This window comes from Kineosporia sp. NBRC 101677, assembly GCF_030269265.1.
Lineage (GTDB): Bacteria > Actinomycetota > Actinomycetes > Actinomycetales > Kineosporiaceae > Kineosporia > Kineosporia rhizophila.
Map to the genome: position 1 here is coordinate 603,558 of NZ_BSTA01000001.1, position 12,397 is coordinate 615,954.

Below are 12,397 nucleotides of genomic sequence, written 5' to 3' on the forward strand. Positions count from 1 at the left end.
TTCTAGACCCGGGCCGGTTCGTTGACCGCGGCCGCGATCTCGCTCAACACCCGGTCGGTCTCGTCGTGCGGTACCTGGCAGGTGCCGGCCGCGTGGTGCCCGCCCCCGCCGTACTTGAGCATCAGCTGCCCGACGTCGACCGGTGAGGTGCGGTCGAGGATCGACTTGCCCACCGCCAGCACGGTGTTCTGCTTCTGCTTGCCCCAGATCACGTGGGCCGAGACCCGGCACTGCGGGAACAGCGCGTAGACCATGAACCGGTTGCCGGCGTGGATGATCTCCTCGTCCCGCAGGTCCACCACCACCAGGTCACCGCGCACCGTGCAGACCCGCTGCAGCTGGGCCACGAACAGCTCGGACTGCTCCTCGAACAGCCGCACCCGCTCGGCCACGTCCGGCTCGGCCAGGATGTCCTGCACCGTGGCCTCGTTCAGCACGCTGTCGATCAGCTGCATCATCAGCTGGTAGTTGGAGATCCGGAAGTCCCGGAAGCGGCCCAGGCCGGTGCGGCTGTCCATCAGGAAGTTCAGCAGCGTCCAGCCCTCGGGCCGCAGGATGTCCTCGAGGTCGTAGTCGGCCGAGTCGGCCTGGTCGACCGCCCGCATCAGCTCCTCGGAGATCATCGGGAAGGCCGCGGACCCGCCGTAGTGGTCGAACACCACCCGGGCGGCCGAGGGCGCGTCCTCGACGATCACGTGGTTGGCCGGAGTACCGCCGACCCGCAGGGTCTCGCTGTGGTGGTGGTCGAAGACCAGGTAGGCCTCCGGGGCGTAGGGCAGGTTGGTCAGGATGTCGTTCTCGGAGACCTCGATCAGGCCGTCCTGCACGTCCTTGGGGTGCACGAAGGTGATCTCGTCGATCAGGTCGAGCGCCCGCAGCAGCACGGCGCACACCAGACCGTCGAAGTCGCTTCGCGTGACGAGGCGGTACTTGCCTGCCGACATCTGCTGTCCTCCCGGGTTCGAGCGAGGACCGGATCAGCCCACCAGTTCCCCTCGACCCGCGCGGGCGCCCGGCCAACCGCCTGAACGGGTGAGCCGGGCGGGCTCAGAGCGCCTGGGGCCCGCGGCGGGAGATCCGGTTCATCGCCTCGACGAAGGCCTCGCCACGGTGTCGGTAGTCCCGGAACCGGCCGAAACTGGGCGCCGCCGGCGAGAGCAGGACCACGCCGTTGGGCCGGGCCCAGGCGTACCCCTCCTCCACCGCGTCGTCCAGCCCGGGCGTCTCCTTCACCGTGACCTGGGGTCCGCAGCCGGCCCGGTTCAGCTCGGCGGCGATCCGCGGGCCGTTGTCCGGGACGGTCAGCACCAGCACCTCGGTGTCGTGCCCGCGCAGACCCTCGGCGAGCGGCGCGTAGTCGATGCCGCGGTCCTGCCCACCGACGATCAGCGCCACCCGACGGCCCTCGAACGCCGCCACCGCGGCGAGCGTGGGCAGCACGTTGGTGGACAGGCCGTCGTCGACGAAGCTGACCTGGTCGATCATCCCGACCTGCTGCAGCCGGCTCTCCAGCCCGGCGAAACCGGCCGCCGCCCGGGTCAGCGCCTCGTCGTCGGCCGGCACGCCGAGCTTGCGCAGGAGCACCCGGGCGATCGCCGCGTTGCGCCGGTTGTGCACGCCCAGCAGGCCCAGCTCGTCGATCCAGGCCTGCCCGGCGTCGGCCTCGGTGACCCACTCGATCTGCGGCCCGAGAAGCCCGGCCCGCTCACGGATCTCGGCACTGTCGCCGTTGGCCACGGTCCAGCGCGCGCCCGGCCGGCCGGCCACGCTCAGCTTGTCGCGGTAGTACGTCTCCAGGTCGCCCCCGTGCCAGGGCAGGTGGTCGGGGTTGAGCGAGGTCACGCCGACCACGTGCGGCGCGGTGAGGATGTCGGTGGCCTGGTAGCTGGACACCTCGATCACCCAGAAGTCCTGGTCCGGGCCGCCGACCGCCGGGTCCAGCGCCGGGTCGAAGGGCGGCACGCCGATGTTGCCGCCGACCAGCGTGCGGTGGCCCAGGCCCTTGAGCAGGTGCCCGGTGATCGCCGCGGTGGTGCTCTTGCCCTTGGTGCCGGTGATCAGCACGACCTTGTCCGGGTCGGCGCCCTGCACCCACAGCCCGAGCCCGCCGACCACGGCCACGCCCTGGTCGGCCAGGTCGGTGACGAGGTCCGAGTACCGGCTGATCCCGGGCGACTTGATGACGATCTCGCAGACGGCCAGCGCCTCGGCGCCGCCCTCGGCGGTGGCCAGGACCTTACGGCCCTCCACCTCGCCGGACGGCGGGTTGTCGTCGACCAGCAGCGGCTCGATGCCCCGGGCCTGGCAGGCCCGCAGCGAGGCCTCGCCCTCCCGGCCGAGGCCGTAGATGCCGATCCGGTGACCGTCCAGGTCGTCCCAGGAAAGCGGTTCGCTCACGGCTGTTCCCGCAGGATCTGGGGCCGGTAACGCTCGGGCACGAAGTGCCGGCTCATCGGCTTCTGGAGCTCCTCGGGCGACGGGTCGCGGTAGCCCGCGGCCGCCCGCACCAGCGTCTGCAGGATCTCGTCACCGGCCCGGTCGGGACGGGCCGCGGCCAGCCGGGCGGCCACCCGGCTCTCGCTCACGTCACCCACGCACTCCCAGGGCTTGGCGTCGGCCACGAACCCGAGCAGGCGCCGGAAGGTGTCGAGCAGCTCCGGGTTCTGCAGCGGCTCCTTGCCCGACTTGGCGAAGATCCGCTCCAGGTCGGCCTTGTCGACGAACGGGGCCAGCACCAGGTCGATGAAGGCGCACTTGTCGCACACCCCGCACCAGTGGTCGTAGCGCTTGGTCACGTCGATCAGGAAAGCCTTGTTGCAGCTGCGGAAGTGGTCGAAGTACTGCGGCTGCTCGGCGAAGCGGGCCGCGATCCAGACCTCGCTGAGCGCGCGCAGCAGGGAGAAGTACTGCAGGCCCTCGCCGAGCGCCTCGGCCAGCACGTCCCGGAAGCCGGCCTCGAAGGCCTCGCTCTTGGAGTACTGGTGGTTCACCGGGCGGCCGTTGTCGTAGAGCGTGGCGCTCGAGGCGGACCACTCGTTCGACAGCACCACCGCGTCCCGGCCCTCGAGCACCGCGGCCAGCACGGTGATCGCCGAGATGATGCCGGTGACCGGCACGTGCCCGTTCAGGAAGCCGAGCTCGCGCGAGCGCAGGATGGTCGGGTCGATCGAGCGCTCGGCCCGGACCACCGGCCAGCCGACCACGGCGGCCGGCTCCTCGATCGCGTCGAAACGGTCGCCCGGGCGGGTGACCACGAACAGCGCGGCGTCTGCGCCGTCCTGGAGGAGGGGACGGATCTGCTCGACGCTGACGATCGAGTCGACGCCACCACCGAAGGGCACCAGGGGGCTGTTCTGCCGGGGTGTGTACCCGGCGGTGCCGTTGCGCTCCAGCGGTTTGCTGACGAATTCCAGGCCTTGAAGGTCGATGCCGTTGCGGTAGGCGAACTCCCCCAGACCGCCGAGGTAGAACTCCTTCAGGAAGGCCAGTTCGGTCTCGGTGAGCGCGGTTTCGCCGAGGTCGACGACCGGCGGTGCGCCCGCCTTGTAGTAGGAGACGCCGGTGAGCAGGAACAGGATGCGCGCCGCCTCCCGCACCGCGGGCGTGCTCCAGTCACCGCCGCCGGGGAAGCCCACGACCTCGCTGAACTCCAGCTCGTCGAGCCGGTAGCGGCAGACCACGCGGTTCGCCTCGGGCTCGAGGTCGAAGCCCAGATAGGTGAATCGCTCGGCGCGCTGCGGTTCCTTGCGCTCGTCGGCGCTCGCGGCGGGGGTTGCGGTCATCGGGAGTCCTCTTCGGGCTGGTTCGGGGTGGTGTTCGGGTGAGTCAGCTGGACCAGGACGGCGAACCGGCCGGTCGGCCCCTCGGAACGATGGCTGAAGAACGGGGTGCCCGGGCCGGTGTCCAGCCCGGCGAGCTCGATCGCCTCGGGACGCACACCGGCCTCGGTGAGCTGGATGGTGTTGGCCCGCCAGAGGTCGAACAGCCAGCGGCCGGTGCCGTCGGGGCGGACCACCTCGTCGGCGCGGGCGCCGAAGGCCTGCCGGGCCTGCTGCTCCACGTCGGCGCCGACCTGGTAGCGGTCGGGGGAGATCGAGGGGCCGATGCCGACCAGCAGGTCGGCCGGGTCGGAACCGCCTTCGGCCAGTCTGCGGACGGTCTCGCGGGTCACGCCGGCGACGGTGCCGGGCCAGCCCGCGTGCACCGCGGCGGCCACCCGGCGCACCGGGTCGAACAGCACCAGGGGAACGCAGTCGGCAACCATGATCACCAGGACCGGGCCGGGTTCGGTGGTGATCATCGCGTCGGCCTCGATGCCGGGACCGGCCGCGGTCAGCGCGGTCACCGTGGCGACGCCGCGACCGTGCACCTGCTTGGCGAAGACCAGCTGCTGCGGGCGCACCCCGAAAGCAGCCGCCGTCCGCTCGCGGTTGGTCTGCACCGCCTGCGGATCGTCCTGGACGTGCATACCCAGGTTGAGCGAGGCGTAACGCCCGGAACTCACGCCGCCCTCACGCGTGGTCACCGCCGCCCGCACACCGTGGCCAGCAAAGATCGACCACGTGAGCAGGGGGACGTCCGTCGTGGGTGCGGCAATCATGATGCCGCCACTCTACTGATGTCGCTGCCCGGCCCTTGGCCGGTGCGGCCTCCCGGGGACCGATCAGGCCTCGGGGTACTCCAGGCCGATCTGGTCGCGCACCTCGTCCAGGATGCCCATGATCGCGATCGTCTCGTCCAGCGGCATCACGCTGCTCTCCCGCTCACCGGCCCGGATCCGCTGCACCGCCTCGGCCACCTGGAACTTCATCCCCTTGGCCTTGCCCTCGACCAGGCCGGGCACCGGCGCGAAGGTCTCGGTGCGGCCGTCGGCCCGGGTCAGGGTGAGCGTGCTGGTCGAGGTGTACCACTGCCGGGACAGCTCGATCCGGCCCTCGGTGCCCGCCAGCCACGCCCCCATCGGGGTCGCCACCAGCGCGCTGCAGGTGATCAGCGCATGCGCGCCGTCCCCGTAGGTGAGAACGGCCGAGGTGGTGCCGTCGACCCCGGTGAAGGCCGGGGTGGCCGAGGCCCGCACCGTCTCGGGCTGGCCGAGCACCATCGAGGCGAACGAGAAGGGGTAGATGCCGAGGTCGAGCAGCGCCCCGCCGCCGAGCCCGAACGAGAACAGCCGGTGCTCGGAGTCCTGCTTGAAGCGCATGCCCTGGTCCACGCCCATCGCCAGGACCTGACCGATCGCCTCCTCGGCGAGCAGCTCACGCAGGCGCACCATGTGCGGCAGGAAGCGCGTCCACATCGCCTCCATGCAGAACACCCCGGCCTTGCGGGCGGCCTCGACCACCGTGCGGGCCTCGACCGCGTTCATCGTGAAGGGCTTCTCCACCAGCACGTGCTTGCCCGCGGCGATCGCGAGCAGGGCGTGCTCGGCGTGGAAGGGGTGCGGGCTGGCCACGTAGACCGCCTGCACCGCCGGGTCCTCGACCAGGGCCTGGTAGCTGCCGTGGTGGGCGGGCACCCCGTTGGCAGCGGCGAAGTCGGCGGCCTTCTCGGCCGTGCGCGACCCGACCGCGACCACCTCGGTACCTTCCAGCAGCGCGGTGTCCGCCGCGAAACGGGCGGCGATCCCCCCGGTACCGATGATCCCCCAGCGCAGCACTTCGGTCATGGACGAACACCATAGGGGTTGCACTGGGGGATGTCGGCCCGGGGCACACGGCTCAGTCGTGACAGCCGAGCCCCTGGGCGGCACCGGTGATGGGCTGCCGGTCGGCGACGGCCGCGGCATAGGAAAGAATCGCCTCGTCCCACCCGTCCTCCGGGTCCATCGACTTGAGGAAGCGCCAGTCGGTGGCGCTGCCCAACGCCTGGTCGACCTGCTTCATGGTGGCCTCGTCGCCCTTCTCCCGGGCGGCGGAGTACTGGTCCAGCCAGGCGCAGGTCACCTTGCCGGTCACCCGTGCGCCGAACACGTCGTACGAGGCGGTGAGGTTGCTGGTCAGCGTCGAACGGTCGAACCCGGCCGGCACCGGGACGTCCTGCAGAACCCGCTCGGCCGCCGCCTTGCTGCGGTAGGGCACGACCACCGACTCCGGTTGCGCGGCGTACCACTCGCCCGGCTCGACCTGCTCGAGGCCGCCGAGCCACTTCTGGAAGACAGCGGGATCGGCCGAGCCGGAACCCCGGATCTTGAGGTACGTGCGCCCGAGCCGGGCCAGCACCTCGTACTCCTTCTGTCCGGTCCGGAACAGCTCGGCCTCGCTCCCGAGCAGGGTGGCGACCTGAGGCTGACCGTATTCCTCGATGCGCTTCTGCCTGTCGTTCTGGTACTCGTCGTCCGAGGACCAGAAGAGCTGTATCTCGGCCTTGCCCTTCAGGTATTCCAGTTCACCGTAAACTCCTTCCCCCCAGTCCTCTTCACTGATGTGGTCGATCTCCCACCCCGGGGCGTCGACCACGATCCACGGGTTGGTCGTCCGCTTCAAGAACGAAGGATCCACGGTGGGCGTGGGCACCGGCGCTTCGGAGGCCGCCGGGGTGGTCACCACCGGTTCCTCTTGATCGCGTTCGAAAGCCATTGCCGGAATGACGATCGCGGCCACCACGGCAGCCGCCGCAGCCACCCCTACGAGCGGGCGACTTACGGCAGCTCTCCACCGCCGAGCCTGCGAACGCTCGGGCAGCGGAACGGGCCGGACCGGCTGGTCGTCAAAGCTGTTCCGAGGTAACTCGTTCATGATTTCCTCCAGGAGCTCCTGCCCGGCCCCACGGAGTCGGTCTTCCAGCCTCGGACCCCCGTCGAACTCGATCTGCCCGAGCAGCCGGTCGATCTCGTGGTCGTTCATACTGTCCCCTCCTTAGGCACGGGCACTGCGCGGACACCTGGTTCATGTCGCCCGCCCCCAGGATCGTGACCCGGATACCTGCTCTCACTCAGCCGGACCCGCATCCGCGAGCGGGCACGAGTCAGCCGGGCCCGCACCACGTCCGACGAGACCCCCAGCGCCACGGCGATCTCACGGGGTGCCAACTGTTCCCACACCGTCAGCTCCAGCACCTCGCGGTCGCGGGCATCCAGCCCGGCCAGTACCGCGCGCACGGCCCCCTCGTCGACCAGGTCCGAGGTCGGGTCGTAGTGGGTCAGGTGCTCGCGCAGCTCCACCCGCAACCGCTCGCCTAATTGCGCCCGGCGCTGCTGACCCCGGCCGTGGTTGGCCAGCACGTTCCGCGCCACCCCGTACAGCCACAGCCGCGCCTCCACGCCCGGGGGCAGCTCGTCGTAGCGGCGCCAGGCGACCAGGAAGATGTCGGCCACGAGATCGGCCGCGTCGTCCGGATCCCGCACCCGGCGCAGCGCGTACCTCAGGATCGCCCCGAAGTTGTCCGAGTAGAGGCGTCGGAAAGCCTCGCCGGCGCCGGTCCCGCCGGCAGTCGTGTTCCCCACGTCTGGTTCGTTTCCGGCCACCGCCCCATCGTGACGGTGGCCGGAGAGGAATTTCCTGAAGTCAGTAGTCGCAGCCGATTCCTGCCCGGTAGTCGCCGACGGCCTCGCGCTTCGACATCTTCTGCAGGTAGGGCTCGGCCCCGATCAGCTCGGCCGAACCCATCTGGTGGGTCGCCGGCCAGGCCGCAGACCCGGCCAGCGCATCCTCGGCCTCGGCCATACCGGCTTCGTCCTTCTCGGCCCGGGCCTGCGCGTAGCTGCCGATCCAGGCGCAGGTCACCTGCCGGACGACCTGGAACTCGACGTGGTACCTGGTGTTGCTCCGGTCGGAGACGAAGATCGACGGGTCGAAGCCGGCCGGGAGCGGAACCCCGTCCAGCAGTTGCGCCGAGACGGCCGCACTCTCGTCCGGGGTGACGACGGAGTCCGGCATCGCTGCGAACCACTCCTGAGCTGGCGCCTGCCGCAGGTGACCGATCAGCTTGTCGAAAGCCTGACGCTCGCCGGTCCGGCTGCGCACGCTCAGGAAGAGGTCACCGCGCTCGGCCCGGATCTCGAACTCCCCTCGGCCCAGACCCGAGAGCAGCGCCTTCTGGCCGAGGAAGGTGACCTGCTCGGGCTCGGGGTCGTCCGGGTCACCCTCGTACCAGCTCTCGTCGGCCTCGACGGGCATCCAGACGACTTCCAGCAGCTTGCCGGTCGTCGACTGCCGGAAGATCATCTCCCCCTCCTCCTCGGTACTTTCAGTGACCCGGTCGACAACCCACCCTTGGGCATCGAGCAGGAGGAACGGATTACTGGTCGACGCCGGTTCGGGCGCGGCGGACACCGGTGGCGCAGCGGGAGTCACGCTCTCCCCCTCGCGGAACACCACCGTGGGCACCGCCACGGCCGCAACAACGGCTGCGGCAACACCCAACGTGGCCAGGCCACGACGCCCCTTCGTCCTCTGACGTCGCGGGTGAGGAAGCAGGACCACGTCGTTGTCCTTGCGATCGACCTGCGGATCCACGGACACGATCTCCTCCAGAAGTTCCTGCCCGGCCTCGGAGAGAGCACCGCGAGGAACATCGGTGGGCTGAGCCAGCCCGATCAGACGGTCCATCTCGGAGTCGTTCACGCCTTCCCCTCCTTCGGCGCGGGAATGATGCGGACGAGGTGCCCATGTCCGCCCCCTCCAGGATCGTTACCGTTCTGCCCAAGCTGTTTTCGCATCCGGGCCCGCGCCCGGCTGAGCCGGGTACGCACCACCTCGGGCGCAAGCCCCAGTGCCACTGCGATTTCCGCCGGCGTCAGCTGTTCCCACACAGTCATTTCCAGCACCTCGCGGTCGTTGGGCGACAGGCCGGTCATCGCCTCTCGCACCGCCCGTACGCCCAGGACCTCGTCGCTCGGGTCGGCCTCGATCGAAAAAGCGCGGTGCTCCCGGCGCAGCCTCTCCCCCAGGCGCAACCGGCGCCGCTCGCCCCGCCCGTGGTTGGACAGCACCAACCGGGCCACGCCGTACAGCCACAGACGCGCGTCGTCGCCCGGCGGCATCTCGCTGCGGCGGCGCCAGGCGACCAGGAAGGTCTCCGCCACCACGTCCGACGCGTCGTCGGGTCGTTGGACCCGACGACGCGCGTAGTTCAGGATCGCGGTGAAGTTGTCGGCGTAGAGACGGCGGAAGTCGTCTTCAGAGGGGTTCCCCACGCCCGCTCCCTGTCCGGCCACCGCCTCAGCGTGACAGGGGCCGGACAGGAAATCCTCAGGATCAGTCGCAGGCGAATTCGCTGATGAAGGCGTCGAGGCCGCCGTCCTGGGCGGACCTCTCCTCGAGAGCTTCCAGATGGCCGGTCATGTTCTCCTCGCCGAGCGTCTCCGGGTCGTCCTTCTCCATCTGGCGCATCTTGCGCATCACCGGCCAGGTGTCGCCATCGGCGATCGCCTCGGTGACCTGGTGCTCCCGCTGCTCGTCACCGGCGCTGCGCGCGTCCCGGAGCTCCAGGGCCCAGCCGCAGTACACGGCCGCGGTCACTTCCGAGGCGAATGGGAAGTATCCACGGGCGTAGGGGACGGAGAAGTCACCAGGCTCGACCCCGGGCGGGGTGTCCACCTGGGTCAGCATCTTCGTGGCGACCTCGGTCGCAGTGCCAGGCCGGACTGTGTCTTCCGGCAACGCCTGCGTCCATTCGTCCTCGCCGGCCGGACGCAGCCGGGTGAGCGCGTCCTCGAAGTCCTGGCGGCTCACCCCGGAGGCATAGAACTGCAGGTAGACCTTCGATCCCTCGGGCAACAGCATGGCCACGAAGTTGCCGTCCTCACGGCGGAACACCGTGGCCTCTCCGCCCAGCAACTGCAGGGCGCTGAGCTCCGACTCGTGGTCGTAGCTCTCTCGCTGGGCCTCGAACAGGTCGCCGTAGCCGTCTGCGGCCCCCCAATGCACAGTCAGCCAGCCTTTCTCCGAGTTGGAGAAGTCCTGGAAACCCTCCAGCTCGCTCTGCCCCAGAGACTGCGGCTGCCACTTCGGGTCATCCATGACCAGGAACGGATTCCCCGCTGCGTTCACCGAGGCGGCAGCCGGCACCACCACGCCCTCTCCGGCCTGACGGTCGAACACGGTCATCGGCAGGGCAACCGCGAGCACGACTGCCGCCGCAGCCGTCGCCGCCAGCCACCACCGGGTCGGGCTCCGGCGCCGTGTGTTCAGCGGCACCACCTCGACGGCTTCGATCTCAGTTTCTGGACAGACTTTTTCGGTTTCGGACACGATCCCCTCCAGGAGGTCTCGCCCGGCCTCACGAAGCATGGGGGCCACGTCCGGCACCTTGGCCGCCGACGCCGGCTGCGCCTGGCGCAGCAACTGGTCGAGTTCGTGGTCGTTCATGCCTTCCCCTCCTTCGGCTCGAGCATCGTCGGGACACCTCTCACATGTCCGGACCGTGCCATTCTGTGATCCGAAAAAGCCTGCCCAGAAGTATTTTCCAGAAGCAGGCGCATCCGGTTGCGGGCCCGCGACAGGCGCGCCCGCACCACCTGGGACGAAAGCCCAAGGGCCACGGCGATCTCCCGCGGCGCCAGCTGCTCCCATACCGCTAGCTCCAGCACCTCGCGGTCGACCGGTTCCAGCTGGGCCATCACCTCACGCACCGCCCGCACCTCCACCAGATCACCGGTGGGATCGTGGGTGATCAGGTGCTCGCGCAGTTCCAGGCGCAGCCGCTCACTCAGCTGATGCCGGCGCTGCTCTCCGCGGCTGTGATTGGCCAGGGTCAGCCGGGCCACTCCGAAGAGCCAGAGCCGGGCCTCGTCTCCCGGTGGCATCTCGGCCCGGCGTCGCCAGGCGACCAGGAAGATGTCGGCCACCAGGTCCGCCGCGTCGTCCAGACCTCCGACCCGACGCAGGGCGTACGAGAGCATCGCCGGGAAGTTGTCGGCGTACAGGCGACGGAAGCTGTCGTCGGCAGAGGTCCCCACAAAACCGTTCATGTCCGGCCGCCGTCGTTCTGTGACAGCGACCGGACATGCGATTCACAGGTCGAACGGCAACCAGTCAGGTGGCTGGGTGGGTCGGATCCGGGGCCAGTGTCGGGGCACCCTGATGATGGTTTGGCCAAGTCGTACGATCCGTAACGCCGGATACTTGAGTTCTTACGGATCGTCCGACCCTGAACAAAGTGCATCAGTCCTTCCGGGGCAGCGGCCGTCTGCTGTCCCGTGGATCTGGCTGGGCGACGACGGTGACGACGGCTGCGACGCAGACCACCCAGCCAGCCAGCCAGCTGGAGATCTTCGTCAGGCCGAGAACTTCCAGTCCGTGACGGTCAGGTAGCGCTCACCGGGCCGCAGCACGATCGAGGGGAACTCCTCGTGGTTCGGCGCGTCGGGGAAGTTCTGGGTCTCGATGCACAGCCCGGCTCCCGGCCCGTAGACCACGCCGCCCTTGCCCACGTCCGAGCGGTCGAGCTGGCTGCCGGTGTAGATCTGCACGGCCGGCTCGCTGGTGGTCACGGTGAGGGTGCGGCCGCTGGCCGTGTGCTTCAGCTCGGCGCAGAAGTGCTGGGCGGGCAGGCCGTCCTCGGCCGAGCCGACGGTGTGGCCGTGACCGTGGCCGTGTCCCGCCTCGGCCTCGGCCTCGGCCGGCTCCTCCTCGTCGAGGACCAGGTTGTGGTCGAGGTTGAGGAAGTCCAGTTCCTGAGCCGTGCGCAGGTCCATCGGGGTGCCGACCACGTGGGCGATCTCGCCGGAGGGCAGCAGTTCCTGGTTGACCGGGGTGTAGTGGCCGGAGGCCACCCGCAGGGTGTGGCCGTCGGTCGAGCCGGTGCCCGCGCCGGCCAGGTTGAAGTAGGCGTGCTGGGTCAGGTTGACCACGGTCGGCGCGCTGGTGGTGGCGTCGTAGCGGATCCGGAACGTGCCCCCGGGCAGCAGCAGGTAGTCGACCACCACGGTCAGCTCGCCGGGGTAGCCCTGGTCACCGTCCGGGCTGGTCAGGCTCAGGCGCAGGCCGCCCGGGATCTGCTCGGCGGCCCAGATCCGCTTGTTGAAGCCCTCCACCCCGCCGTGCAGCGAGTTGGCCCCCTCGTTGGCGCTGACCTGGTACTCGGTGCCGTCGAGGGTGAACTTCGAGCCGGTGAGGCGGTTGGCCACCCGGCCGATCAGGGCGCTGATGAACGCCTTGGTGTTCTCGTAACCGGCCACCTCGTCGAACCCGAGGACCACGTCCACCCGGCCCTCGCCCGAACCCGCAGGCACCTCCAGCGCCTGGATGTTGCCGCCGAGCGTCAGCACGCTCACCCGCAGCGTCCCGTCGTCCAGGATCCACCGCTCCACCGGCTCGCCGGTGGAGGTGACCCCGAACGGGCTGCGTTCGTAAACGATGCCGCCGGAGGCGTCGGACTGGTCTGCGGAGATGTCTGTTGAGGTCACGGCGCCAACTCTAGATCCAACCCAACTGGGGACGCTGGTGAGCCCGGATTG

At 69.8% G+C, this 12,397-nt stretch carries 12 protein-coding genes; all 12 read right to left on the reverse strand.

The window, feature by feature from the left end:
• Positions 1-2 precede the first annotated feature (2 nt).
• The 12 genes from QSK18_RS02745 to QSK18_RS02800 all read right to left on the reverse strand — a co-directional run bounded on the left by QSK18_RS02745 (position 3) and on the right by QSK18_RS02800 (position 12,346).
• Positions 3-944: an exopolyphosphatase gene (locus QSK18_RS02745; RefSeq protein ID WP_232808309.1), complete on the reverse strand. Its 942-nt coding sequence runs from the start codon at positions 942-944 to the stop codon at positions 3-5.
• A 103-nt stretch (positions 945-1,047) separates the two neighbouring features.
• Positions 1,048-2,397 (reverse strand): UDP-N-acetylmuramoyl-L-alanine--D-glutamate ligase, encoded by a 1,350-nt coding sequence (gene murD / locus QSK18_RS02750; RefSeq protein ID WP_232808310.1) that lies wholly within the window; start codon positions 2,395-2,397, stop codon positions 1,048-1,050.
• A complete protein-coding gene (locus QSK18_RS02755) occupies positions 2,394-3,782 on the reverse strand; it encodes a MurL-like N-terminal domain-containing (protein WP_232808311.1) in 1,389 nt (462 codons plus the stop codon). Before QSK18_RS02755 ends, murD begins: the two co-directional genes overlap by 4 nt.
• On the reverse strand, positions 3,779-4,600 hold the full coding sequence (gene pgeF / locus QSK18_RS02760) for a peptidoglycan editing factor PgeF (RefSeq protein WP_232808312.1): 822 nt from the start codon (positions 4,598-4,600) through the stop codon (positions 3,779-3,781). Before pgeF ends, QSK18_RS02755 begins: the two co-directional genes overlap by 4 nt.
• Before the next feature lie 63 nt (positions 4,601-4,663).
• Entirely contained in the window at positions 4,664-5,665 is a 1,002-nt protein-coding gene (locus QSK18_RS02765) for a Gfo/Idh/MocA family protein (RefSeq protein ID WP_232808313.1), read from the reverse strand.
• Positions 5,666-5,717: 52 nt separating this feature from the next.
• Positions 5,718-6,842, reverse strand: coding sequence for a hypothetical protein (locus tag QSK18_RS02770; protein ID WP_232808314.1), 1,125 nt, complete (start codon positions 6,840-6,842; stop codon positions 5,718-5,720).
• Complete coding sequence (locus QSK18_RS02775; protein ID WP_232808315.1) at positions 6,839-7,441, reverse strand: RNA polymerase sigma factor; 603 nt, start codon at positions 7,439-7,441, stop codon at positions 6,839-6,841. The genes QSK18_RS02770 and QSK18_RS02775 overlap by 4 nt, the downstream gene beginning before the upstream one ends.
• Positions 7,442-7,502: 61 nt before the next feature.
• Positions 7,503-8,561 carry a hypothetical protein gene (locus tag QSK18_RS02780; RefSeq protein WP_232808316.1) on the reverse strand — a complete coding sequence of 353 codons (1,059 nt, stop codon included), beginning with the start codon at positions 8,559-8,561 and terminating at the stop codon, positions 7,503-7,505.
• Positions 8,558-9,133, reverse strand: a complete 576-nt coding sequence (locus tag QSK18_RS02785; RefSeq protein ID WP_232808317.1) for an RNA polymerase sigma factor — start codon at positions 9,131-9,133, stop codon at positions 8,558-8,560. Before QSK18_RS02785 ends, QSK18_RS02780 begins: the two co-directional genes overlap by 4 nt.
• 61 nt (positions 9,134-9,194) lie before the next feature.
• Positions 9,195-10,307, reverse strand: a complete 1,113-nt coding sequence (locus tag QSK18_RS02790) for a hypothetical protein (protein ID WP_232808318.1) — start codon at positions 10,305-10,307, stop codon at positions 9,195-9,197.
• Positions 10,304-10,909 carry an RNA polymerase sigma factor gene (locus QSK18_RS02795; protein WP_285616474.1) on the reverse strand — a complete coding sequence of 202 codons (606 nt, stop codon included), beginning with the start codon at positions 10,907-10,909 and terminating at the stop codon, positions 10,304-10,306. The genes QSK18_RS02790 and QSK18_RS02795 overlap by 4 nt, the downstream gene beginning before the upstream one ends.
• A 306-nt stretch (positions 10,910-11,215) precedes the next feature.
• Complete coding sequence (locus tag QSK18_RS02800) at positions 11,216-12,346, reverse strand: aldose epimerase family protein (RefSeq protein ID WP_232808320.1); 1,131 nt, start codon at positions 12,344-12,346, stop codon at positions 11,216-11,218.
• Positions 12,347-12,397 lie beyond the last annotated feature (51 nt).